The 23,048-nt window shown below is 64.2% G+C and carries 20 protein-coding genes and 1 tRNA gene; 11 read left to right on the top strand and 10 right to left on the bottom strand.

The window, feature by feature from the left end; genetic code table 11:
- Positions 1-218: 218 nt before the first annotated feature.
- Positions 219-2,024, bottom strand: a complete 1,806-nt coding sequence (locus AC1DXU_RS18070; protein WP_477371601.1) for a methyl-accepting chemotaxis protein — start codon at positions 2,022-2,024, stop codon at positions 219-221.
- A gap of 450 nt (positions 2,025-2,474) precedes the next feature.
- On the opposite strand from AC1DXU_RS18070, the gene AC1DXU_RS18065 reads away from it, so the two are divergent.
- From AC1DXU_RS18065 to AC1DXU_RS18050, 4 genes are all read left to right on the top strand, one after another.
- Complete coding sequence (locus AC1DXU_RS18065) at positions 2,475-3,365, top strand: D-alanyl-D-alanine carboxypeptidase family protein (RefSeq protein ID WP_477370989.1); 891 nt, start codon at positions 2,475-2,477, stop codon at positions 3,363-3,365.
- A 322-nt stretch (positions 3,366-3,687) separates the two neighbouring features.
- Complete coding sequence (locus AC1DXU_RS18060; RefSeq protein WP_477310872.1) at positions 3,688-4,617, top strand: DUF1003 domain-containing protein; 930 nt, start codon at positions 3,688-3,690, stop codon at positions 4,615-4,617.
- A gap of 242 nt (positions 4,618-4,859) precedes the next feature.
- Positions 4,860-4,936 (top strand) — tRNA-Arg (locus tag AC1DXU_RS18055).
- Positions 4,937-5,218: 282 nt separating this feature from the next.
- Positions 5,219-5,719 (top strand): hypothetical protein, encoded by a 501-nt coding sequence (locus tag AC1DXU_RS18050; RefSeq protein ID WP_477370986.1) that lies wholly within the window; start codon positions 5,219-5,221, stop codon positions 5,717-5,719.
- Positions 5,720-5,826: 107 nt separating this feature from the next.
- Here AC1DXU_RS18050 and AC1DXU_RS18045 read toward each other — a convergent pair whose 3' ends face one another.
- Both AC1DXU_RS18045 and AC1DXU_RS18040 read right to left on the bottom strand, forming a co-directional pair.
- Positions 5,827-7,305: an ROK family protein gene (locus AC1DXU_RS18045; RefSeq protein ID WP_477370983.1), complete on the bottom strand. Its 1,479-nt coding sequence runs from the start codon at positions 7,303-7,305 to the stop codon at positions 5,827-5,829.
- A 186-nt stretch (positions 7,306-7,491) separates the two neighbouring features.
- Positions 7,492-8,397, bottom strand: coding sequence for a tagatose-bisphosphate aldolase (locus AC1DXU_RS18040; protein WP_477370980.1), 906 nt, complete (start codon positions 8,395-8,397; stop codon positions 7,492-7,494).
- A 217-nt stretch (positions 8,398-8,614) separates the two neighbouring features.
- Between AC1DXU_RS18040 and AC1DXU_RS18035 the strand changes: the two genes are divergently transcribed.
- From AC1DXU_RS18035 to AC1DXU_RS18020, 4 genes are all read left to right on the top strand, one after another.
- On the top strand, positions 8,615-9,517 hold the full coding sequence (locus AC1DXU_RS18035; RefSeq protein WP_477370977.1) for a sugar-binding transcriptional regulator: 903 nt from the start codon (positions 8,615-8,617) through the stop codon (positions 9,515-9,517).
- A gap of 450 nt (positions 9,518-9,967) precedes the next feature.
- Entirely contained in the window at positions 9,968-10,945 is a 978-nt protein-coding gene (locus tag AC1DXU_RS18030) for an ABC transporter substrate-binding protein (protein WP_477370974.1), read from the top strand.
- A gap of 91 nt (positions 10,946-11,036) precedes the next feature.
- Positions 11,037-12,095 (top strand): ABC transporter permease subunit, encoded by a 1,059-nt coding sequence (locus AC1DXU_RS18025; protein WP_477370971.1) that lies wholly within the window; start codon positions 11,037-11,039, stop codon positions 12,093-12,095.
- Positions 12,088-12,843, top strand: coding sequence for an ATP-binding cassette domain-containing protein (locus AC1DXU_RS18020; protein WP_477370968.1), 756 nt, complete (start codon positions 12,088-12,090; stop codon positions 12,841-12,843). The genes AC1DXU_RS18025 and AC1DXU_RS18020 overlap by 8 nt, the downstream gene beginning before the upstream one ends.
- A 16-nt stretch (positions 12,844-12,859) precedes the next feature.
- Here the strand turns inward: AC1DXU_RS18020 and AC1DXU_RS18015 are convergent, their stop codons facing one another.
- Positions 12,860-14,005, bottom strand: coding sequence for a LacI family DNA-binding transcriptional regulator (locus AC1DXU_RS18015; RefSeq protein ID WP_477370966.1), 1,146 nt, complete (start codon positions 14,003-14,005; stop codon positions 12,860-12,862).
- A gap of 607 nt (positions 14,006-14,612) precedes the next feature.
- Between AC1DXU_RS18015 and AC1DXU_RS18010 the strand changes: the two genes are divergently transcribed.
- The 3 genes from AC1DXU_RS18010 to AC1DXU_RS18000 all read left to right on the top strand — a co-directional run bounded on the left by AC1DXU_RS18010 (position 14,613) and on the right by AC1DXU_RS18000 (position 18,250).
- The gene (locus tag AC1DXU_RS18010) at positions 14,613-15,575 is read left to right on the top strand and encodes a sugar-binding protein (protein WP_477240667.1); all 963 of its coding nucleotides are present in this window, start codon (positions 14,613-14,615) and stop codon (positions 15,573-15,575) included.
- 120 nt (positions 15,576-15,695) lie between these two features.
- Positions 15,696-17,234 (top strand): sugar ABC transporter ATP-binding protein, encoded by a 1,539-nt coding sequence (locus AC1DXU_RS18005; RefSeq protein ID WP_477371599.1) that lies wholly within the window; start codon positions 15,696-15,698, stop codon positions 17,232-17,234.
- Positions 17,235-17,254: 20 nt separating this feature from the next.
- Positions 17,255-18,250: an ABC transporter permease gene (locus AC1DXU_RS18000; RefSeq protein WP_477310854.1), complete on the top strand. Its 996-nt coding sequence runs from the start codon at positions 17,255-17,257 to the stop codon at positions 18,248-18,250.
- Positions 18,251-18,264: 14 nt separating this feature from the next.
- Here the strand turns inward: AC1DXU_RS18000 and phnN are convergent, their stop codons facing one another.
- From phnN to iolE, 6 genes are all read right to left on the bottom strand, one after another.
- Positions 18,265-18,894, bottom strand: coding sequence for a phosphonate metabolism protein/1,5-bisphosphokinase (PRPP-forming) PhnN (phnN, locus tag AC1DXU_RS17995; RefSeq protein ID WP_477370963.1), 630 nt, complete (start codon positions 18,892-18,894; stop codon positions 18,265-18,267).
- On the bottom strand, positions 18,891-20,030 hold the full coding sequence (locus AC1DXU_RS17990; RefSeq protein ID WP_477370960.1) for an alpha-D-ribose 1-methylphosphonate 5-triphosphate diphosphatase: 1,140 nt from the start codon (positions 20,028-20,030) through the stop codon (positions 18,891-18,893). The genes phnN and AC1DXU_RS17990 overlap by 4 nt, the downstream gene beginning before the upstream one ends.
- Positions 20,031-20,056: 26 nt before the next feature.
- A complete protein-coding gene (locus AC1DXU_RS17985) occupies positions 20,057-20,764 on the bottom strand; it encodes a DUF1045 domain-containing protein (RefSeq protein ID WP_477370957.1) in 708 nt (235 codons plus the stop codon).
- A gap of 139 nt (positions 20,765-20,903) precedes the next feature.
- Positions 20,904-21,716, bottom strand: coding sequence for a 5-deoxy-glucuronate isomerase (gene iolB, locus AC1DXU_RS17980; RefSeq protein WP_477310846.1), 813 nt, complete (start codon positions 21,714-21,716; stop codon positions 20,904-20,906).
- A gap of 5 nt (positions 21,717-21,721) precedes the next feature.
- Positions 21,722-21,940 carry a DUF3329 domain-containing protein gene (locus AC1DXU_RS17975; protein WP_477310844.1) on the bottom strand — a complete coding sequence of 73 codons (219 nt, stop codon included), beginning with the start codon at positions 21,938-21,940 and terminating at the stop codon, positions 21,722-21,724.
- A 64-nt stretch (positions 21,941-22,004) separates the two neighbouring features.
- Positions 22,005-22,922 carry a myo-inosose-2 dehydratase gene (gene iolE / locus AC1DXU_RS17970; RefSeq protein ID WP_477370954.1) on the bottom strand — a complete coding sequence of 306 codons (918 nt, stop codon included), beginning with the start codon at positions 22,920-22,922 and terminating at the stop codon, positions 22,005-22,007.
- Between the last annotated feature and the right edge of the window lie 126 nt (positions 22,923-23,048).

Genomic DNA, 23,048 nt, shown 5'->3' with positions numbered 1-23,048 from the left:
TGCCCGCGCCAGCAAAAGCCGCTCAGGCCCGGTTGCGCAAGCGCAGCGGCCAGCATTTTGCGTCAGCATTTGGGCAAAGGCCCCCTCACCCGGCCTCCGCTTCGCTCGGCCGACCTCTCCCCGAGGGGAGAGGAGATCACCGGCGCCGGCGTCAGTCTCTTCTCCCCAGCGGGGAGAAGGTGGCCGCGAAGCGGCCGGATGAGGGGGTCGGCGCCGGCCTACTGCCGCTTGTACTCCCGCACTGGCGACTGGGTGCCGTCCATGTAGGTGACCTGCACCGACATCGACTTCACGCTGTCGGCGACCTTGAAATAGGGCTGGTAGTCGTAGGGGATGGCGTAGGGGTCCTTCTTGTCGCAAGGCGGCATCTTGATCTCCTTGTCGAGTGCCGCACCGTTGAGGCCGTAATGCACCTCCTTGATGGCGCAGCGGAACGACAGCATCTGGCTGAAATAGACCAGGCCGTGATTGCCGCTGGCGTCAAAGGCAATCCACGAGGTCCAGAACTGGTCGAGGATCTGCTTCGAGCCTTGTTGGAGTGCGGCGTCCGGATCGAATTTTATGTCGAACGGACCGGTCTCGCGTCCCCTCAGATCGAGATATTTGATGGCGATGGTGGTGGCAGCGGTGCTGTCGGGCAGCTCGAAGCTCGGATTGGGCATCGGCTTGCCGGTCCGCGGGTCGTTGGTCGACAGGAAGCCGGTGTCGGTGAATGGGCCGCTGTTGCCGAGACGCCAGGAAATGGCCGTGGCAACCTCGGGCAACGAGATGGTCATCGACCAGCCCTGGTTCGAGCGCATCGGCGTCAAGGTCGGTGCAAAACGCGCGGGGTCGAGCACGTCGCCAAGGGCGGCCAGCCGGCTGCGGCTACGGTCCAACCAGTCGGCGAGCTGCGTTTGGTCGACGAAATATTTCAGCAGCCCGCCATCCTTTTCGTAGGAGACGAATTTGGTCAGCGCCTGGGCCTCGCTGCGCTTGTCGGACAGCGACTGGCTGCCGAGGCGATCTTCCGAAAACTCCTGCGCCAACAAATAATAGGCCGGCGCGAAATCGGGATTGGCTGATATGAAGGCGTTGAGTTTTTCCAGGCGCTGGGCATCGTCGAACTGTTCGAGATGGACGAGCTTGATCGACAGCGCCTTGCCCTTGTCGGCCAGCGCGCCGAACACTTCGCGCGAACCGGCCTTGCCGTCCTGCACGCGCAGCAACGTGGCAAAGCGCGTGTAGGGATCGATGGCATCGACATCGAAGCCGGCGAAAGCGAGATACGAACGCCGCGCATTGAGCATGTCGCCCGACAGCTCGTAGACGCGGGCATTGTGATAGTATTCGTCGGGACGCTTGGGGTCGGCGATCGCCCCACCCTGGGCGGCGAGCGCGGCAAACCCCTTGGCGATGGTATCGATCGACACCGCGATCTGCTCGGTGGTCGCCTGCAGCTTTTCGGCCTGCGCCGCCTGCTGCTTCTGGCCGGCGGCGAGCGTCTCGGTGGTTTGCTTGACCGCCTCGACGCTCTTTTGCGTCTCGGCGCCCTGCACGGCCTGCTGCTGCTGGGTCGAGGCGATCTCCTCGGTCTTCTTGGCCACCGTATCGGTGGTCTGCTTGACCGCCTCGACCGTCTGCTGCGTTTGCGTGACCGTTTTCTCGATCTTGGCCACCTTGGCCGAGACGATGCCCATGCTCTGCTGCAGCTCGGCGATGGCCGGCACCAGGCCGGCGATCACCCCGTTTTGCGAATTGGTCTGCTGTTGCAACCCGTAGACGCCACCGGCAACCGCGGCGGCACTGGTGGCAAAGATCAGCGCCGGCAGCGCCTTGGCCGCCAGCACCAGCCTGAGCACAATGGCGATGGCGATGATGACTGCCGCGACCGAGGCGACCAGCGCGATATAGGCGGCGAACGGCGCCAGCGGGTTGAGAATGTCGGACGCCGCGCCGCCGATAAAGGCGACGCTGCCGGCCCATTTGCCGGTGCGGCTGAGAGATGCCCTGATCAGCGACGGCGCCTGCGCGCCGAGTTCCATGCTCATATTCAACCCCCAAGCCAAATGTCGACCACAATTAACAGCAGCGCGACCCCGAAGGCAAAACAGAACAGGAAACAGGCGATTTCGGGGCGGCGGCGGACACGCCAGTGGAAGACGGAAGACCCCCTCATCCGGCCGCTTCGCGGCCACCTTCTCCCCGAGGGGAGAAGAGATGCGCCTCAGCGCCGGCTCCCTCCTCTCCCCTCGGGGAGAGGTCGGATTGCCCCGAATTGCCCTTTGCAATTCGGTTGGCAATCCGGGTGAGGGGGCCTCTTTGAGCGAGCAATGGGCAGCGAACCCGCGGCTAATCCTGCGGCCCCCGTTAACCAAATGGACGAAGCAATCGGGTTAGGCTAGGTTCCGGCCCTCTCAGCAACAGCCTGCTTCGGAACCGACTTGCCCGCTTTCCGCTACCCCCCACTCGTCCAGAGATTAGTCGCGGCCCTCATGCTGCTGTTTGTTGCCGGCTGCACCACGGCGCCGCCAGACTCGGTGCTGGCGGTGCCGGCGCCGCCGCAGAAATATGCGGCCATCGTCATCGACGCCAGCAGCGGCAAGCAGCTGTTCGAGGTCAATTCGGCGGCGCAGCGCTATCCGGCCTCGCTGACCAAGATGATGACGCTCTATCTGCTGTTCGAGGCGCTGGATTCCGGCCGCGTCACCAAGGAGACGCAGATCCCGGTTTCGGACAATGCCGCCAGGCAGCCGCCGACCAAATTGCGCTTTAAGCGCGGCGAAACGATCGATGTCGATTCGGCGATCCGCGCCATCATCGTCAAATCGGCCAATGACGTGGCGGTGGCCATCGCCGAATATCTCGGCGGCTCGGAAGAGGCGTTTGCCGGCGCCATGACCGCCAAGGCGCGCCAGATCGGCATGACCAGCACGGTGTTCCGCAACGCATCGGGCCTGCCCGACAACGACCAGCACACGAGCGCGCGCGACATGGCGGTGCTGGGCATGGCGCTGCGCGCCCGCTTCCCGCAGCAATTCCACTATTTCTCCGAAAGCGACTTCATGTTCCGCGGACGGCTGGTGCGCGGCCACAACGACATGCTCGGCCGGGTGCGCGGCGTCGACGGCATCAAGACCGGCTACATCAAAGCCTCCGGCTTCAACATCGTCACCTCCTACGACGCCGATGGCCGCCGGCTGATCGTGGTGGTGATGGGCGCCGACAGCGCCAGGCAGCGCAACGACCATGTCGAGGCGCTGATCCAGCGCAGCCTGTCGCCGACGATGGATGGGGCGAAGACCAGGCTGATGTACGCAGGGCAGCAGCCGACCGCTTCGCCGCTACCCGGTTTGCCACCGCCGCCTGGTTTGCCGGAACCATAGAAGCTTTGAGACGCTGGCGGGACAGCGCCCCCCTCTGTCCTGCCGGACATCTCCCCCACAACAAGGGGGGAGATTGGCAGCTCCGGCGCCTCGCTCAGTCCCACGACGTTGGCGATTGGCGAAAGCCGGCGCGACATCCGATCTCCCCCCAAGTGGGGGAGATGTCCGGCAGGACAGAGGGGGGCGCGAAGGATCACGACCGATCTCACCCGCCGCCAATCACAAGAACTTGTTCGGTCACACCAGCTTCACAGTGACGATGGATATGCCGCGCCGGCTTGGCGTATCGTATCGGTGAGCCCGAGAGACAGGAGCACTGACGATGGCCGGCGACCCCAAGGCATCCGCGCAGAAGGCGGCAGACAAGGAGAACCAGTCGGGCGGCGAGTATCTCGAGGCGGACACCGTGGCGGACGACGCGCACGAGACTGCGGACGAGCATCTCGAATCCCCCGAGGTGCCTGACTCCGAACCGGCGCTGCCCGGCTCATCCAGGGTCAGGCCGAAGAAGAAGCCGTCGGCGATATCAGGCCGGAAATTCCACAAGCGCGACCTGGTGCGCATCGACACGCTGCGCCCGAGCCTCGCCGACCGCATTCGGTCGGATCATCCGGACCTGCCGGCCGGCGCCCGCGTCAGCCGTGCCGAGCTCGGCCGCTACCGCATGCGCTATATGGAGGAGCTGCTGCAGCAGGAGCACGGCGAGTTCTCCGAACTCGACCGCCAGGTGGTGGAATCGATCGCCAGGCAGGACACGATTTCGGAAAACTCGGAAGAGGAGTTCGAGGAGCACCGGACGTTTCCCGACCGCGTCTCCGACAACATGGCGGCCTTCGGCGGCAGCTGGTGGTTCCTGATCTCGTTCGCCAGCGTGCTTCTGGTGTGGATCGGCATCAACCTGTTCGAAGGCATGGGGGGCGCTTTCGACCCCTACCCCTTCATCCTGCTCAACCTGCTGCTCTCCTGCATTGCCGCCATCCAGGCGCCGATCATCATGATGAGCCAGAAGCGGCAGGAAACCAAGGACCGGCTGCGCTCCTTCAACGAGTACCGGGTGAATTTGAAGGCCGAGCTGGAAGTGCGGCATCTGCACGAAAAGCTCGACTACCTGATCTCGCGCCAATGGACACGGCTGGCCGAAATGCAGCAGATGCAGCTGGATGCGATGAACGAGCTGACGGGAGCGAAGAAGCCGAAGCGGGCGACGCGGGGGGCTCGGCGGAGGGTGGTGAAGGGTGAGGCGGCGGGGTGAGGACGCGCAGCGGACGAAAAGCCCTGGCTGTTCGAATGACGAACGGTGAAGCCGCCTTTGGGCGGATCAAAAGGTCCAGTGAACCTTTTGAAGGGGATGAACGCCCAAAGGGCAGGGAGCCTGCTAAAGCCAGGGCGCGGCCAATCGCCAATTGCCCGTTGAAGCCCGCGCCGGCTTCCGCTAAGAAGCCGTGGCTGGCCGGTTCACCGGCTGGTTCGTTTTCAAGATCGCCGATCCTGAAGGCACCCGTAGCTCAGCTGGATAGAGCGCTGCCCTCCGAAGGCAGAGGTCACAGGTTCGAATCCTGTCGGGTGCGCCACTGACTTCAATCACTCATGTCCTACTTGGTTGCTCGATAGCCAGTTCCCGCACGGCAATCCCGCCAATAGCCATTGACTATGCTAGCTCGGCTGACAGGCGTTTGGAATTATCGATTCTTTGCAGCAATCGTGAACTATCTATGTCAAACAATCGGAAATACAACAACAACGATTTCCAGTAACGTCAATTCGGCAAGAAACTAAAAACGCTGCACTGGCGTAGTGATGTTGGTAACCGATGTCATTCAGCCTGTACCCGGGTAACCAACACGGGGAGCGTCATGACTGGTTTCTTGCGGAATTTTACCAAGACCTTGGCTGGCGGTGCGGTTGTCGTCACTTTGTGCTTTCCCGCTAGCGCTGCCGGGCTCGGGTTGGGCCTTGGCCTCGGTGGCGGCGGTGGGGTGAATGCCGGGGCCGGCGCCTCGGTTGGCGGCGGCGGTATTGGCGTCGGGGCCGGTGTTTCGGTTGGCGGCGCCAGCGGCGTCAATGCCGGCGCGGGCGCAACAGTTGGCGGTGCGGGCGGCGTTTCCGCGGGTGCCGGGGCATCGGTCGGCGGTGGTGTCAGCGCCGGTGTCGGCGTTGGCGTTGGCGGAACCGTCACCAGCCCGAGAGATCCCAACCAACCCGCGATAGCCACGCCAGCCGCGGTGGCTGCGCTTTCCGCCATGTCGCCCGGCCAGATCGCCCGGATGAAGAAACGCTGCGCCAGCGTGCTCAGCGGCCAGGGCACCTACGATCGCGACCTGAAACAGCTCTGCCTGCTGCTGGCGCGCCGCTGAGCGGCCGCAGCGTAGAACCGGCCATGAGGCGGCTCCATCCCGACGGCATCGGGATGGGGTTGTGTTTTCTGCTTTGAGCAGCCGGCCCGCGCCCACCGCGAACGCGACTATGCGTGAACCGTCGCCTGCAGCCATTGTGTGATGGCATCGAAATCGATCGGTTTGGTGGTGTCGACGTCAAACAGCGGACCGCGCCGCAGCGGCTCGGCGCGTTTGGCGAGTTCGATCAGTTCGGGGATGTAGGCAGCGCCGGGATGGCCGGGCAGGCGCCGGTCGAGCCGGGCGCGATAGCGCTCGGCCAGCACTTCGCCGGGGGCGTGGCACCAGATTTCGGCGGTTGCAACGATTCCTGCCCTTTGCAAATGATCCTCGAGCACTTCGCGCGGCTGGAAGCCGAACCAGGCGTCGACGACAAAGATGCTGCCGGCGGGCGCTTCCGCGACGACCGACCAGATGGCCTGGTAGCTGGCGCGGCCGAGCGTGCGGTTGAATTCACGATCGCCGCCGCCGAGCGCTTCGAGGAACGGGTTCTTGATCGTATCCAGCGCCAGCAAGGGCCAGCCCATGCGCTCGGCAATGCCGCGCGAGACCGTGCTCTTGCCTGAGGCGGGAATGCCGTTGACCAGCACGGCGCGCCGGTTGGGCACGGCAGGCCGGCCCGAGCCAGGCCGGCCCGGCCTGAGCCGGGGCAAGGTCGCTGGCGAGACCTTCCCTTGCGCTGCCAGCGCTTGCAGGCCGGCGCCGATGACGCCGGCGGCGTCGCCGAGCTGCGCCGGTTCCACCGGGCATTGATACCAGGGCGCCAGGGCGGGAGCGCAGGCGAGCGCCCTGTGCGCCGCGTCGCCAAGGCCGCCGCCGAGCAGTACCCGATCAGGCGCGAACATGGCGACCGCGGTATCGATTGCGGCGCGCAGCGGCCTCGCCCATGCTTCCAGTATGCCGCGCGCCACGGCATCGCCGCCGGCATCGCGGGCAAAGAGCTGATCAACCGAAACGTCGGGACCGAGGCCGGCACGCGCAATATGGCGGCCAAGTGCTGTGCCGGAGCTCGTGGTTTCGACGCAGCCACGGCGGCCGCAGATGCAGAGCTCGCCGTTCAAGTCGACGGCGATGTGGCCGAGCTGGCCGGCCGTTGCCTTGCCGCGCACAATCTGGCGACCTTCAGCCACGGCGCCGCCAATGCCGGTGCCGATGGTGAACATGACGATGTTGTCGTGGCCCCTGCCGGCGCCGCGCGCCATTTCGGCTGTCAGCGCCATGTTGCAGTCATTGTCGATGATGACGGGCTTGCCGGCCATGCTTTCCAGCCGCTGCGCCAGCGCAACCGAAGAGAGATCGACATAGCCGCCGGACAACACCGCGCCGCGCCGCGCATCGACGCGACCGGGCACGCCGACGCCGATCGCCGCCACGTCGGGCGTGTCGAGCTGGTGCACCATGTCGGCGATGCGGCCGAGCACCAGCTCCGGGTCGGGCGCGCTTTTCTCGGACAGGCGTTTGAGGATTTCGCCGGTGGCGGCAATGCGGGCGGCACGCAGATTGGTGCCGCCGATATCGATCCCTATGGCCATCGATCTTTGTGGCATGACGTTCCGTACTTGTCTGGCGCCGTTTCGCCGCGGGATGCTCCAAGGTGTGTTGAGATTCAGGTCAGGCCGGGTCGAGAATGGTTGATACCGAGAACCGGAGCGGAGCGTACCTATTGTACGTGAGCACCGGAAGCGCAGGTATCGGTCATTCGCAGGCCGGCATCACCTGAATATCGACACAGCTTAAGCGGCTTTGCGGCGGTAATTGCCGATAACCGCCTGAAGCTCGCGCAATCTCGACACGGCGATCGTCCTAAGCTTTTCACGCTGAATATCACGGTCGAGCGAGATGCAGTCCTTCCACAGCGAGCGGCCGGCGATGACGCCCGAGGCGCCGTTCTTCATGGCGATCTCGACCTGGCCAAGGAAGGTCGCGTGGTTGACGCCAGCCGACAGTACCGCCCACGGCACGTCGCCGGCCATGCTGGTGATCCGGGCGCAGGAGTCCGGCGTGCCGGGATAGGGAAGCTTCAGTACCTTGGCGCCGCAGTCCAACGAGATGCGGGTGCCTTCCTCGACCAGCGAGGGGATCTTGGCCGTATAGTCCTCGAGGCTTTCGCCTTCGAGCTGATAGGTCAGGAATTCGACGACGAGCAGCAGGTCTTCCTTGCCGAAGTCGGCGATGCACTGGCGCAGGATGGCGATGTTGTGATCGTTCGCCTCCGGCCTGTCGGCCCTGAGATAGACCATGATCTTGCCGCCGGTGCCGCCGAGTTCACGCACGCGGCGCGCATCGATGCCGGGAACGAGGCGCGACAGGCGGTAACCCTCAGGTGAGACATCGAAGCCGGAGGCGTCGAGGCCGATGAGCAGCGCCGTATCGCGGTTCAGCACGCCTTCGTCGACGACGCGCGGCACGGCACAGAGCGGGTCGAGCAGCACGCAGGAGGCCTGGCTGGCGAGGTAGCGGGTGATGTCGGCCTTGGTGTCGCCCAGCATGTCATTGGTGATCTTGGCCTGCTCCTCCGGGTCCGACGCCAGAAGCGTGCGCATGCCGCCGCGCTGGTCGCAGGCGATGGCCATCATCGCTCCGTCCTTGCCGCAGATCTGCTGGTAGCCGCGCAACTCCGCAGTCGTCATCTTGGTCATGGTGTTTGTCCGATGTTGGCGCCCAGGGCGCAATTTTGTGGAGCAAGAAGGTTCAGTTTTGCCGTCCGGTCCACACGGTGCCGTGGGAACGAACTCACGTTGCAGGTCTGCCCGATTTGCGCGATAACTCGATCAGTCGCCGACCCTGTAACACATTGCTGAAAGGAATTGCAAGCTGTCTGTCCCCTTAGCAAACGATGCGGCCGCATCGCGGACGATGCTGCATACGGTCGCCAAGATGCATTACGAGGCGGAGATGTCGCAGGTCGACATCGCGCGGCGGCTCGGCGTCTCCACCGCGACCATATCGCGGCTGCTGCAGCGGGCCAGGGCAGAGGGCATCGTGCGCATCGAGGTTCTCGATCTGGCAACGCCCGAAATTATCACCACGCAGCTGATCGACGGGCTCGGGCTGCGCACCGCCGCGGTGGTCGAGACGCCGGCAGCCGGGGGGCTGGCGGCGCTCGCCGCACCGCTCGGCGCCCTGCTTAGGCAAGCCGAACTTTCGGCCGGCTCGGTGGTCGCCATCGGCTGGGGGCGCGCCATCCGCGAGGTGATCCGCGCCGGCCTGCCGCGCATTCCAGGTGTCCTGACCGTCGCTGCCACCGGCGGCATGCAGCAGCAGGCGGCGCACTTCCAGATCAACGAGTTCGTCCGGCTGGCGGCGGAGGAGTTCGGCGGCACGCCGCATTTCATCCATGCGCCCTATCTGCCGTCGACCGAATTGCGGGAGGTTTTTCTTGGCGATGCGGCCATTGCCGACAGTGTTGCGCTGTGGGACCGCACCGATGTCGCGATCGTCGGCATCGGCCTGCCGCATGCCATCAACCCGCCCGAGGCCAGTGCGGCGACGCTGAGCGAACAGGCACTGTTTCACGCCGCCGGCGACGTCATCCGCCACTATTTCGACGCCGACGGCACGCTTATCCCGTGGGAAGGCGAGAGCCGGATGATCGCCATGTCGCCGGCCCAGCTTCGCGCCGTGCCGCTGGTGATCGGCGTCGCCGCTTCGCCGGAAAAGGCAAGCGCCATCATCGGCGCCGTGCGGGCCAAACTCATCAATGCGCTGATAACCGACACCAAGACGGCGCAGGCCATCCTCGACGCCTTGCCGCGATAAGTCGGACACGCCGACTGCGGATCATACCCACTTTGCTGGACCATGATCTCGTCCGAAAACCGGTTTCCCCTTTTCGGGATCATGCTCTAGTCTCCCGCGGGGGCTCCCGCGGAGCAGACAGATGCCGTCCGGTTTGAAAAGCGTTTCGGCCCGGGAAATACCCGGTTGCAATTTCTTTCAGCAAAGTGTTACAACCTTTCAGCCAGGCACGCATGCGTGTCGGGCAGCGCGGTTCTCTGGACCTTGCGGAGGCGAGGAAAAGGGACCGCCGACATCAGGCCGGTCGGTTTCGACCGGCTGAGCCAACGACTTGGGGGCGCCTGGGAGGAGCTGCCCGTAACAGCAAGCAGGCGAAACCCGTTTTCCGGCCGTCAGCACACCTGAACAGATCGACGGCCATTCCGATTCCAATCGCAACGGCAAATCTGCCAACACCATGAGGAGGATGTCATGAAGAAGATTGTTGCCGCGCTCGCGGCTCTCGCCATCAGCGCAACGGCGCTGATCGGGTCGGCTCAGGCTGAAGACAAGAAGTTCACCATTGCGCTCGTTCCGGGCCTGACCACCGACGGTTTCTACATCACCATGCGCAAGGGCGCGCAGGCGGCGGCCGATGCGCTGGGCGTCAACCTGGTTTTCCAGGGCGCCCCGGATTTCAATCCGGTCACGCAGGTTCCCGTGCTTGACGCGGTCATCGCCAAGAAGCCGGACGCCATCCTGATCGCGCCGACCGACAAGGTTCAATTGGTCGAGCCGCTGCGCAAGGCCAATGATGCCGGCATTCCGGTGATCACCGTCGACACCTTCATCGGCAGCGGCGTCTACCAGACCGGCGCCGGCGATGCCGACTTCCCGCTCGCCTATATCGCTTCGGACAATGTGCTGGGCGGCGAGATCGCCGCGCGCGCACTGGCCACCGCCATTGGCGACAAGGGCAAGGTCTACGTCTCGAACGTCAAGCCCGGCATCTCGACCACCGACCAGCGTGAAGAAGGTTTTAAGAAGGAGATGGCGAAGCACACCGGCATCACCGTGCTCGAGACCCAGTTCAACGAAGACGACGCCAACAAGGCGGCCTCGCAGCTGCAGGCGGTGTTCGCGCGCAACCCCGATCTCGTCGGTGTGTTCGGCGCCAATCTGTTCTCGGCGCTCGGTGCCGCCAATGGCGTCAAGCAGGCCGGACAGAGCGGCACCATCAAGGTCGTGGCGTTCGACGCACCGACCAGCATCGTCGACAACATCAACACCGGCCTGGTCGACGTCGCGATTGCCCAGCATCCGGCCGAGATCGGCTATTTCGGCGTCGTTTCAGCCTATGCCCATTTGACCGGCCATTCGATCCCGGTGGCGATCGGCACCGGCTTCACGATCATGGACAAGTCCAACATCGCGGATCCGAACATCTCGAAGTATCTTTACTCCGAATGAGTCCAGACGGCCTTGGTCTCCTTCCGGTTCGCCGGGAGGAGATCAGCACCGGACCCCAGTCGAGGCCGCGCCGCGGATCGGAAACCATTTTATGACGTCAACATCCCCAACCCAAGGCGAGACCCATGTCGCCCCTCAGGCGGACCATGGTGATCCCGCCAGGACCTTGATCGGGCGCATCGCCGAAGGCCGCGCCTGGCTGTTCCTCGCCGGCCTGATCATCTGTTTCGAGGTCTGGTCGCGGCTCTCCTTCGGCGCCACCTTCGTGCTCAATCCGTTCAACGTACAGTCGATTGCAATCTTTGCCGTGGCGCCGCTGCTGCTGGCGACCGGACAGACATTCGTCATCATTTCGGGAGGCATCGACCTTTCGCTGGGCTTCATCATGGGTCTTGCGGCGGTCATCGCCGCCCACGCCACCAACCTCGCCGGCGCCGCGATTCCGCTGCCGCTGGCCATGCTGGCCGGCATCCTGGCCGCCGTGCTTGTCGCCGGCGTGCCGGGCGTCATCAACGGCCTGCTGATCTCGCGGCTCAGAATCCCGCCCTTCATCGGCACGCTCGGCATGTTCGGCGTGGCGCGCGGTGCTGCCTTCCTGCTCGCCGGCGGCACCACGGTGCCGGTGCAGAATTCCTGGTTCGCGCTGCTCGGCAACGGCAAATTCTACGGCGTGCCCTACCTCGTCATGATCACCGCCATCTTCGTCATCGTGATGCACTACCTCTTGAGCCAGACCCGCTTCGGCCAGCACAATTACGCCATCGGCGCCAACGTGCAGGCGGCGCGGCGCGCCGGCATCGACATCCGAGGCCACATACTGCGCCTCTACATGCTTTCGGCGATGTGCGCCGGCCTTGGTGGTGCGCTCTATGCGGCGCGCTTCACCGCCGGTGCCGCGCAGGCCGGCGAGCCGCTGCTGCTCGACAGCGTCGCTGCCGTGGTGATCGGCGGCGCCAGCCTGTTCGGCGGCTCCGGCACCATCTTCGGCACGGTCGCCGGCGCCCTGGTGATCGCGGTCATCCAGTACGGGCTGGTCTTCGTCAATGTCGAGCCGTTCTGGCAGTTCATCGCCGTCGGCGTCGTCATCATCATCTCCGTCCTTATCGACCAGGCGCAGCGCCGGTTCAGTGGAGCTCGCCAGGATGAATAATTCCGATCAAACCACCCCGCTTCTCGAAGTCCGCCACCTGTCCAAGCATTTCGGCGCGGTGCAGGCGCTCAACGATTTCTCCATGGCCGTGCGGCCGGGCGAAGTGGTGGCGCTGGCCGGCGACAACGGCGCCGGCAAGACGACGCTGATCAAGGCGATATCGGGGGTGTTTCAGCCGACCGGCGGCGAGATCCTGCTCAGGGGTCAGCCGGTGACTTTCGCGACGCCGCAGGAGGCGCGCGAAAAGGGCATCGAGACCATCTACCAGGACCTGGCGCTGGCCGACAATCTGTCGATCGGTGCCAACATCTTCCTTGGCCGTGAGCCCATGCGCAAGGCGTTCGGCTTCCTGCCGGTGCTCGACCGCAAGGCGATGGCCGTCGCCGCCAAGCAGACCATGGGCCGGCTGGACTTCCATGTCAGCCGGCTGGAAGCGCCGGTCAGCAATTTCTCCGGCGGCCAACGCCAGGCGGTCGCCATCGGCCGGGCCGTCTATTGGGACGCGCAGATCCTGATCATGGACGAACCGACGGCAGCACTTGGTGTGCCGGAGCAACGCAAGGTGATTTCGCTCATCCACCAGCTCAAGGCGCAAGGCCGCGGCGTGATCTTCATCTCGCACAATCTGCAGGACATCTTTGCCGTCTCCGACCGCATCGTCGTGCTCAGGCGCGGCGTCCAGGCCGGCGAGCGCAAAATCTCGGAAACCAACCATGACGAAGTCGTCAAGCTGATGGTTGGCGGATAGACCGGCGTCGGGTGCCTTAACCCGCTGACGTTTCGCGCGAACTCGTGATCGGCCCGGCGACAGCGCTGACCGACTCCCGCTCCACTAGCGGGCATTCGAGCTTGGTGATGGGGTAGCGGCCGCGGCCGGGCGGAGCTGGAACTTCCAGCTGCTCGATCGCCCATTGGCCCATCGCCATATGCGGCAGGATCGAGGTCGTCAGCGGCGGGAACAAATGGCGGGCGATTTCCTCGTCGTCATAGCCGACCACGGAAATATCCTGCGGAATGTGCAGGCCGGCTTCCTTCAGCGCTTCGTAGCAGCCGATGGCGGTGCGGTCGTTCTGGCAGAAGATGGCGGTCGGGCGATCCTTCAGCGCCAATAGCTTGACGGTGGCGGCGTAGCCGGCGCTGGCCGACCAGTCGCCCTCGACCACCAGTTCCGGATCGAACGGGATGTCGGCTGTCGCCAGCGCGCGGCGGTAGCCCTTCAGCCGATCCTGCGCCGCCTGCATCCAGGGTTCGCCGGTGATGGTGGCGATGCGGCGATGGCCATGGCTGATCAGATGGCGGGTGGAACTCTGGCCGCCGGCGATCTCGCTCGGCACCACGGCGGGGAAGGCATAGTCGGCGGTGTAGCAATTGAGCAGGATGACCGGGATGTCGACACCGTAGAGATAGTCGGGGGCGACGATTTCGCGGGTGAAGATGGTCATGTAGATCAGCGCCGAAATGCCGCGCTTGGTGAGGGCTGCAATGGCGCGCGGTTCCATGACGGAATCACCCAGCGTCTGCGCCACCAGAAGCACATTGCCGGCATTCCACGAGGCCTGGCGCGCGCCTTCGATGGCGACCACCGCTTCCGGGCTGGTCGCCAACTGGTCGACGGCGAAGCCGATCACCCCGTCCAGCCCGTCGAAGGCGAGCACAGGGCGTTGCAAGGCGGAAAAGGCCGGCGGCGAATAGCCAAGCGTGCGCGCCGCCTCGATCACCCGCTCGCGGGTCTGCTGTGACAGCCTTATGCCCGGCGTGTTGTTGAGCACGAACGATACCGTCGCCTGCGAGCAGCCGGCGGCCCTGGCGATGTCAGTCATGGTGACACGGCCCTTGGGATTTTTGCCCGTTGGCTTGCGGCGCCGGGAGACCTCGGGCGAGGGATCGCGCAATTCCGTCGGTTCGCTCATTGCAGTCTCGTCCCCCATCCCAGCCTGTCTAACCAGAGGCCGGCACAACAGCAAGATGGCATGGCGGCGTGCATTTATAAACTGACCCTTGCGCCAATGATTATTAGCATTCCGGTCGCTCCGCTGCCGACCGCGACGCATGGGCAAGCCAGGCATCGAGCAACGTTTGATAGGGCAAGGCCTTGCGACGGCTCATCTTTTTCGCTCCATCGCTGCCCGCCTCGACCCCAAACCTCCCGTTCACCGCCACCATTCCAACAGCCGACCTCGCAATTTCCAACCGGAAACTAATACTATTTACTAATACCCGTAAGCGTTCTAACGTCAAATGGTCATGCGCAGCTCGGGATCGAGTGGCGATGACTGGAAGCAGGCGTATGGCACGATATCGGGCAGGCTGCGGCCGGCAGGACAATGCCACACGATCACAGAAATGTCAGACAAATCGGACTATTTACGAACAGCAAATGAGTCTCTAAAGTCGACGTCGTGGCTGGAATGGTGCCGTTCTTTCGCTGCCCTAGAAGCGCCTCGAGGAGGGGGCGTCCAAGCCACAACGACAATTTTCTGATCAGCGAAAATGTCTAAGCCAAATGGGAGGTTGAACATGAAATCTGCAATACGAAACGCATCCGTAGCCGCGGCTGCCCTGCTGCTGGGATTGTCGGCGACGGCGATTGCGCGTGCCGATGACAAGCCGACGCTGGCCTTCGTCGTCAACGGCGCGTCCGACTTCTGGAAGGCGGCGGAAGCCGGCGTGAAGAAGGCGCAGGGCGAATTGCCCGACTACAATCTCGAACTCAAATATCCGGAGCAGTCGTCGGTTGCCATTCAGCAGCGGCTGATGGACGATCTGGTGACCGCCGGCGTCAAGGGCATCATGGTGTCCGCCGTCGACCCCAAGACCTCGACCGACGGCCTGAACAAGATTGCTTCCGAAACGGCGCTGTTCACCACCGACAGCGACGCACCACAGACCAAGCGCGTCGCCTATATCGGGTCGTCCAATGTCGACGCCGGCAAGCAGGCGGCCGAGATTGCCAAGAAGGCGATGCCCGATGGCGGCAAGTGCCTGGGCTTCGTCGGCCTGCTCGGCGCCGACAATGCCAAGGAACGCATCCAGGGCATGAAGGACGGGCTCGCCGGCAGCAAGATCGAGTTGGTCGACGTGCGCGGCGACGATATCGACCAGGCGCGCGCCAAGAAGAATGTCGAGGACGCGCTGGTCGCCAGCCCCGACATCACCTGCATGGTCGGCTTCTACTCCTACAACACGCCGCGCATCTATGAAGCGCTGCGCGACGCCGGCAAGCTCGGCTCGATCACAGTCGTCGGCTTCGATGACGATCCGATCACGCTGGGCGGCGTCAAGGAAGGCACCGTCGCGGCGACTGTCGTGCAGCAGCCGTTCGAATGGGCCTATCAGGGCATGAAGCTGATGGCGGCCTATCTCAAGGGCGACAAGTCCGGCATTCCGGAAGGCGGCCTGATTATCGTGCCGACCAAGATCATCGGCAAGGACGATGTCGACGCCTACGCCGCCAATCTGAAGGCGATGTCCGGAAACTAAGCGAATGAATTGCGCCGGCTCGGGGCTCATCCCGGGCCGGCGGTTCGCATTGACGAACCCGGCAAGGGTCGTCAGTCTGCAGATGGGACTATTTTGGCCCACCGGCTGCTGTCAGGCATGATGAATTACTCCGACACATCCATCGTTGCATCCACCCCGTTCCTCAGCCTCGAGGGCGTGCGCAAGACCTATCCCGGCGTTGTCGCGCTGGACGGGTTTTCGATGGAGGTCAGGCCGGGCGAAGTGATCGGCCTCGTTGGTGAAAACGGCGCCGGCAAATCGACGCTGATGAAAATCCTCGGCGGCGTGACGACGCCGGACACCGGCACGATCACCGTCGACGGCGTGGCGCATCACGGACTGACCGTCGAAGCCAGCCTCGGTTCGGGCATCGCCTTCGTCCACCAGGAACTCAACCTGTTCGAAAACCTCGACGTCGCCGCCAATATCTTTTTCGGCCGCGAACCGCTGCGCGGCGGCCCGCTCAGGCTGGTCGACCGGGCAAAACTGCGCTCCATGGTGGCGCCGTTGCTGAAGCGGGTGGGCGCCAATTTTTCGGCCGACACGCCGGTTTCGTCACTGTCGCTGGCGCAGCAGCAAATGGTCGAAATCGCCAAGGCGCTGTCGATCAAGGCGCGGCTGGTGATCCTCGATGAGCCGACATCGAGCCTGCCGCTCGCCGAAACCGACAAATTGCTCGATGTCATTGCAGCACTCAAGGCCGACGGCATCAGCGTCATCTTCATCTCGCACCGTCTGCACGAGGTCGAGCGGGTCGCCGATCGCGTCGTCGTGCTGCGGGACGGCATGCTTGCCGGCACCTTGCCGAAGAACTCGATCAATCACGACCAGATGGTCAAGCTGATGATCGGCCGCATGCTGAAGGAGCGCGAAAAAGCCTCCGAGGCGGCGCGCGCGCCCGGTGCCGTTGCCCTGTCGGCCAAGGCCATCCGCACTCCAGCCTATCCCAGCCGGCCGGTCGATCTCGATGTTAGGCGCGGCGAAATCCTTGGCCTTGCCGGGCTGGTCGGCTCCGGCCGCACCGAATTGGCACGAGTATTTTTCGGCATTGACAGCCGCCTTGGCGGCACACTGGAGCTCGATGGCAAGCCACTTGTCCTCGGCTCCGCAGCGGAAGCTGTCGCGCAAGGTATCTTCCTGGTGCCGGAAGATCGCAAGCTGACCGGCATCCTGCTCGACCTGTCGATTGCACAGAACATTTCGCTGCCTAACCTGCCAGCGCATGCCAAACGTTCCCTGGTTTCCGCCAGCACTGAGGCCGCCACCGCCGAGAAGCAGAAAACCAATCTCGGCATCAAGGCACCGTCCGTGCAGACGCGCACGGGCACGCTGTCGGGCGGCAACCAGCAGAAGGTGGTGCTGGGCAAATGGCTGGCGATGGACCCCAAGGTGATGATCCTCGATGAGCCGACGCGCGGCATCGATATCGGCGCCAAGGCGGAGATCTACGGGCTGATGCGGGCACTGGCCGATGCCGGCGTCGCGGTGCTGATGATCTCCAGCGACATGGAAGAGGTGATCGGCGTTTCGGACCGCATCGCCGTCATGCATGAGGGCCAGATCTCGGGCATTCTCGACAAGGACGATTTCAGCCAGGAAAACGTGCTGCTGCTCGCGGTCGGCAAGAAGCCGAATTAGCGGGTACTGGGGAGAAGACGATGAGCAAGAAAGATCTCGGCCTGCTGATCCTGATCCTGGTGGTGGGAACGGTGGTGGCGATCATCAACCCGCGCTTCCTGTTGCCGATCAACCTTGCCAACACCTCTAACCTGATCGGGCTGTTCGGCATCCTGTCGATCGGCCAAGCGTTCGTCATCATCACCGGCGGCATTGAATTGTCTGTGGGATCGGTGGTTGCGCTGCTCGGCACACTGTTCATCGACTTCATCGCCGTGCGCGGTTTGGGATGGCCGATTGCGCTGCCGCTGATCCTGGTGCTCGGCGCCATCATCGGCCTGGTGCATGGCTGGCTGATCACGCGGCTGAAATTGCAGCCCTTCGTGGTGACGCTCTGCGGCCTGCTGATCTATCGCGGCGTGGCGCGCTTCTACACTGCCGACGGCACGGCGGGCTTCGGCTTCGGGCAGAATTTTCCGGAGCTCGAATTCCTGACGGCGGGCCGATCCTGGGGCGTGCCGAACAGCTTCATCGCGCTGATCGTCATCGCCATCGTCATGTGGGTGGTGCTGCACCGCTCGGTTTTCGGCCGCTATCTCTACGCCATCGGCAAGAACGAGGAAGCAGCCAAATATTCCGGCATTAGGACGGGGCGCGTCGTCATGGCGGCTTACGTCATCTGCGGCGTGCTGACGGCGCTGTCGGCGATCTACTTCGCCATGTACACACGCTCGATCTCGCCGGCGAGCCACGGCCAGTTCTACGAGCTCTATGCCATTGCCGCGGCGGTGCTCGGCGGCTTTTCGCTGCGCGGCGGCGAAGGCTCGCTGATCGGCGTGATCCTCGGCACGGTGCTGCTGCAGGAATTGCAGAACCTGGTCAACCTGCTCGGCATCCCCTCCTCGCTCAACTTCGCGGTGATGGGCGGCGTCATCCTGATCGGCGTGCTGGTCGACCAGCAATGGGGCGTGTTCCGGGCGCGGCGGCTGATGATGGACGCCACCCGCAAGAGCGTGGCGGGCGCGGCGGCGGAGTAGCTGCTCGCAGCGGGCTAAATCATCCCCGACATATCGGAAAAGGCCATCGCCTTGCGCAGCACGTCGGCGAAACGTTCGCCGGCCGCCTCGCGCGGACCGCTGTTGTCGATCGAGGTCACGCCAGGCCCAGACAACGTCACATTGGCACTGCGCGCCAGTCGCGCCAGCACTTCGCCGCGCGATTCGCGGCCGCGCATTGCCAGCCGCTCGGCCAGCACCTCCGGCGAGGCGGTGATCTCGACGATGGCCAGATTGGCGTAGCGCTCGCGCAGCACCGGGATGATGGCGCGGGAGACATTCGCGATCGCAACACGTCCATTGGCGACGGACCAGTCGACATCGACCGGGATGCCATAGCGCAGGCCATGCGCTTCCCAAGAGACGGCGAAGGCGCCGTCGGCTTCGGCCTCGACAAAGGCGGCGTCGGCCAGCGTGTCGTGGTCTTCGCTGGTGATGTCGCTCGGCCGGGTGATGACCCGCCGCACGAATTCCAGCCGCGTCTCCTCGGTGAAGCAGGTGCGGGCGTAGCCGATCACCGTGTCCTTGCCGGCACCGCTTGGGCCGACAACAGCGACGAAGACGCCGTCGCGGATCGGAAACGTCTCGGCGGACAATTCACGCTCGATCAATGCCGACACCATCATGCGACCCGGCGTCCCTGCCGCCAGACCGTGCGGACGACCGGCACGTGGTCGTCGACACGCACGCGAACCAGATCGGCGCGCCGCCCCAGTTCGATGACGCCGCGGTCGGTGAGACCAACCGCATCGGCCGGATTCTTGGAGACCATGGCCACCGCCTGCGGCAAGGAAATGCCCTCGACCACGTCGCCGAGGAAGAAGGCGGACTGGATCAGGCTGAACGGAATGTAGTCGGACGACAGGATATCAAGCAGGCCTTCACCGGCAAGCGTGCGGGCCGAGACATTGCCCGAATGCGAGGAGCCGCGCATGACGTTGGGCGCGCCCATCAGCACGCCGAGGCCGGCGTCCTTCGAGGCCCTTGCGGCTTCCTCGGTGGTCGGGAATTCGGCGACGCGCACACCTTGCTCGATCGCCTCGTCGACATGGCCTGCCGTGGCGTCGTCATGGCTGGCCAGAACGATGCCGCGCTCATGGCAGGCGGCGGCGATCACCGCCCGGTTGGGGGCCGAATTCCGCGCCGATTCCGCCATCCGCTTGTCGCAGAACAGCTTGAAGTCGCGGTCCGTCAGCTTCAGCTTGCGCTGGTAGTAATAGGCGTAGGTCTCAAGATTGACGAACTGGCGCTGGCCGGGCGCATGGTCCATCAGCGACGCCAGCTTGACCCGTTCGTCGCCGTCGAAATGGGCGAAGGCGGCGAGGCAATCGGGCGCGGAAACCTCGCAGCGCAGATGGATGAAATGGTCGGCCCGCAGCCGGTCCTGCTGGACGCTGTCCTCGATAGCGTCGGCCAGCTTGCGGATGTCCAGGGATGTCAGGTCGGCATCTTCGTCCATGCCGACGCGCAAGGCATCGAGCACGGTGGTGATGCCGGCGGTGGCCACCTGCGCGTCGTGAGCGAGCACCGCAGCGATCGGATTCCAGCGCACCTTGGGCCGCGGCGCATAGTGGCCTTCGAGGTGGTCGGTATGGAGTTCGACCAGGCCGGGGATGATATAGTCGCCGCCCATATCCTCGCCGGTTCGCCCAGCGCCGGCCTCGATGCCGGCGATGAAACCGTCGCGCAGCACGATCGAGCCTTCGACGATCTCGTCGGCAAGGACGATGCGGGCATTGTTCAGAACGGTCTCGGCGGTCATTGCAGGCAGTCCTTGCTAGTTCAGCGTCAGGCAGTTTTTCTGGCGGCGCGGCGCCCGAGCGCGTGATGGGAAAGCACCATGAACGGGGCGCCGGGTTCGGTTTCGACAAACAGCGTCAGCGCGTCGACCGGCACCGGCTGTTGCAGCACCTGCGCAAACAGGCTGTCGATTGCTGCGCGCAAACGGGGGCTTTCCTGTGACCCGGCGCGGCCGGACAGCGTCATGTGGAAGCGAAAGGTCTCGAAGACGTAGGGGTAGCCCCACTGGCAGAGATTGCGGAACTCGGCCGGCTTCAGCGAATCGGGGCTGCGGCGTTCGATTTCCGCTTCGGTCAGCGGCGCGCGAAAACGGTCGAAGCCGAGCACGACATCGTCGGCGAAGCGGTTGAGCGCCGGCAGCGGTCCTTCTGGCACCAGCGCGAAGAAACTGTCGATCTGGCTGACGACCAGGCGGGGGATGGTCACCACCTGGGTCGCTTCGGCAAAAGCGTCAAGTGCCGCGCGAAGCGAGGCTTCCGTCTCGTTGGGGGTCAGCCGGAAGGGTGCCTTCAGCGTCGCATGAAAACCGTAGCGGCGGGCCGACGCGGTGTGGAAGGCGACTTCCGCCGCAGAAAGGTCGGCAACGGCCTCAACCGGGCGGGTGGCGGCACCGAACGGATCGCGGCCGAGCCAGTTGGCGGCGATCCGCGCCAGCGGCTCGTCCTGCCTTGGGGTGAAATAGATGGCGTAGCGCATGAGAAAAACCTCGTCAGCCCGCTGCCATAGGTGATTTCCATGACGGATTGACGAAGCTTTGAAGGGTTTTCGATGGCAAATCGACCCAGAAGGTCGTTAGCCGACGATTTTTCCTTGCTGGACCAATGGCTTCAGCCGATCAGGCCTTCATCAGCCATTCGTGCTCGGGCGCGTTGTGGAATTTCCACGTCCGCTTCGGTCCGGCCATGACGTTGAGATAGTAGAGATCATAGCCGTGGCAGGCGGCACAGGGGTGGTAGCCCTCGGGCACCAGCACGACATCGCCGTCCTCGATCGCCATCGCCTCGTCCAGCGCCCGCGCGCCATTCTTGTCGGCATCGGTGTAGACGCGCTGGAAGGCAAAACCCTGCGGCGGGTTGAGGCGGTGATAGTAGGTTTCCTCGAGGTAGGATTCGGCAGGCAGATTGTCCTGGTCGTGCTTGTGCGGCGGGTAGCTCGATGTGTGGCCGCCCGGCGTGATGACCTCGACCACCAGCAGCGAATCGGCCGGCTTGCCCTCCGGCAGGATGTTGGTGACATAGCGCGTGTTGGTACCCTTGCCGCGCACTTCCTGGCCGAGATCGTCGGGCGCGATGACACGGACAGGCAGGCCGCCGCCGAGGCCGGGCGCAGAGCAGACGGCGAGTTCGAGTTCGGTGTCTGCGGTCACCGACCAGTCGGAGCCCGCGGGCACATAAACCGACCACGGCTTGCCTTCGAAAGGCGACATGCGCTCGCCAAGCAGGCCGAGCTCCTTGCCGCCGGCGCTGGCTTTGCCCTTGCCGGTGACGAACACCAGGCAGATTTCCCGGTCGCCCGTTTGCCCGGAGGCGCTCTCGCCGGGCTTCAGCCGATGCAGGTCGAAGCCGACATAGGTCCAGCCGGCGCTTTTCGGCGTGACATGGGCGACGCGGCCATGACCCTTGTTGGCTTTGACGAGCAGTTTCGACATCTGGTCTATTCCTTCGGTTCGGCGTCGGTCGATGCCTTGTCCTCATCGACCGGCTTGTAGAGGTAGAAGAACTGCCAGACGGCGTAGCCGGCGAAACCAAGCGCGAGCACGCCCCAGAATGGCGTGCCGGTGGCAAATTCGATCACCGACCAGGCGAGGCAGACCACGACAATGGCAACGCGCCGCCACAAGGGCCGGAAGAACGGGTGCTCATAGTCTTTCATCGGGCCAATCCGGGTTTCACCAACTGGGCATCAGATAAGCTGCCCGCCGCCGGGAATCCAGCATTCATGCGTTTGGGAAACCTTGCGTTTCAACCGTGTAGCCAGCGGCGGTCATCACCCGCATCAGTTCCTTGTAACCAACCTGCGCCATCTTCAGCGGCGGATTCTTCTTCGGATCCTGCTCGGCCTCGACCACGAACCAGCCTTCATAGCCATGGTCCGCCAGCTTTTGCACGATGGCGCCAAAGTCGAGCGAGCCGTCGCCCGGCACGGTGAAAGCGCCAAGCGCGACGGCATCGAGGAAGGATTGTTTGGTGCGGTCGAGCTTGTCGATCACGCCCCTGCGCACATCCTTCACATGGACATGGCTGATGCGCTTGTGGTGGTTGTCGATGGCGCGCAGCACGTCGCCGCCGGCAAAGGCGAGGTGACCGGCGTCGAGCAGCAGCGGGATGCCTTCGCCGGAATGGCGCATGAAGGCATCGAGCTCCGGCTCGGTCTCGACCACGGCCGCCATATGGTGGTGATAGGACAGCGGCATGCCTTGTTCGGCGCACCATTCGCCGAATTCGGTCAGACGCCGGCCATAGGCCTTCATCTCGTCGCCCGAAAGTTTCGGCTTGGTGGCGAGCGGCTTCGAGCGGTCGCCCTGGATGGAACGGCCGACCTCGCCATAGACGATGCAAGGCGCGTTGACCGCCTTGAACAGGTCGATCATCGGCTGGATGCGATCCTTGTTCTTTCCCATCTCCTCGTCGACCAGCGTGCCGGAGAACCAGCCGCCGCACAGCGTGACGTCGGCCTCTCTCAGGATCGGCAGCATGACTTTTGGATCGTTGGGGAAACGGCGGCCCATTTCCATGCCGGTGAACCCGGCTGAACGCGACTGGCGCAAACACTCTTCCAGCGACACGTCATCGCTGAGTTCCGCAAGATCGTCGTTCCACCATGCAATCGGGGACATGCCCAGTTTGGCTTTCAAGTCGTCACTCCAGTTTTAGTTCGTATCTACCTTCCCCTTGTGGGGGTCCGAAGGACGGGCGAGACCCATGGCTCGCCCCGGCAAGTCGCTGCGAAGCAGCGGGGTGGGGGTGCAGCGCCAGACCCC

This window comes from Mesorhizobium sp. P3_A10 (assembly GCF_056403175.1).
Note: the sequence above shows the minus strand (reverse complement) of the source record. Positions and strands in the feature narration are given on the sequence as shown.

Coding starts and splice junctions, on each gene's coding strand:
- AC1DXU_RS18070 (WP_477371601.1), bottom strand. CDS start 2,024: ATGGAACTCGGCGCGCAGGCGCCGTCGCTGATCAGGGCATCTCTCAGC.
- AC1DXU_RS18065 (WP_477370989.1), top strand. CDS start 2,475: ATGCTGCTGTTTGTTGCCGGCTGCACCACGGCGCCGCCAGACTCGGTG.
- AC1DXU_RS18060 (WP_477310872.1), top strand. CDS start 3,688: ATGGCCGGCGACCCCAAGGCATCCGCGCAGAAGGCGGCAGACAAGGAG.
- AC1DXU_RS18050 (WP_477370986.1), top strand. CDS start 5,219: ATGACTGGTTTCTTGCGGAATTTTACCAAGACCTTGGCTGGCGGTGCG.
- AC1DXU_RS18045 (WP_477370983.1), bottom strand. CDS start 7,305: ATGCCACAAAGATCGATGGCCATAGGGATCGATATCGGCGGCACCAAT.
- AC1DXU_RS18040 (WP_477370980.1), bottom strand. CDS start 8,397: ATGACCAAGATGACGACTGCGGAGTTGCGCGGCTACCAGCAGATCTGC.
- AC1DXU_RS18035 (WP_477370977.1), top strand. CDS start 8,615: ATGCTGCATACGGTCGCCAAGATGCATTACGAGGCGGAGATGTCGCAG.
- AC1DXU_RS18030 (WP_477370974.1), top strand. CDS start 9,968: ATGAAGAAGATTGTTGCCGCGCTCGCGGCTCTCGCCATCAGCGCAACG.
- AC1DXU_RS18025 (WP_477370971.1), top strand. CDS start 11,037: ATGACGTCAACATCCCCAACCCAAGGCGAGACCCATGTCGCCCCTCAG.
- AC1DXU_RS18020 (WP_477370968.1), top strand. CDS start 12,088: ATGAATAATTCCGATCAAACCACCCCGCTTCTCGAAGTCCGCCACCTG.
- AC1DXU_RS18015 (WP_477370966.1), bottom strand. CDS start 14,005: ATGAGCGAACCGACGGAATTGCGCGATCCCTCGCCCGAGGTCTCCCGG.
- AC1DXU_RS18010 (WP_477240667.1), top strand. CDS start 14,613: ATGAAATCTGCAATACGAAACGCATCCGTAGCCGCGGCTGCCCTGCTG.
- AC1DXU_RS18005 (WP_477371599.1), top strand. CDS start 15,696: ATGAATTACTCCGACACATCCATCGTTGCATCCACCCCGTTCCTCAGC.
- AC1DXU_RS18000 (WP_477310854.1), top strand. CDS start 17,255: ATGAGCAAGAAAGATCTCGGCCTGCTGATCCTGATCCTGGTGGTGGGA.
- phnN (WP_477370963.1), bottom strand. CDS start 18,894: ATGATGGTGTCGGCATTGATCGAGCGTGAATTGTCCGCCGAGACGTTT.
- AC1DXU_RS17990 (WP_477370960.1), bottom strand. CDS start 20,030: ATGACCGCCGAGACCGTTCTGAACAATGCCCGCATCGTCCTTGCCGAC.
- AC1DXU_RS17985 (WP_477370957.1), bottom strand. CDS start 20,764: ATGCGCTACGCCATCTATTTCACCCCAAGGCAGGACGAGCCGCTGGCG.
- iolB (WP_477310846.1), bottom strand. CDS start 21,716: ATGTCGAAACTGCTCGTCAAAGCCAACAAGGGTCATGGCCGCGTCGCC.
- AC1DXU_RS17975 (WP_477310844.1), bottom strand. CDS start 21,940: ATGAAAGACTATGAGCACCCGTTCTTCCGGCCCTTGTGGCGGCGCGTT.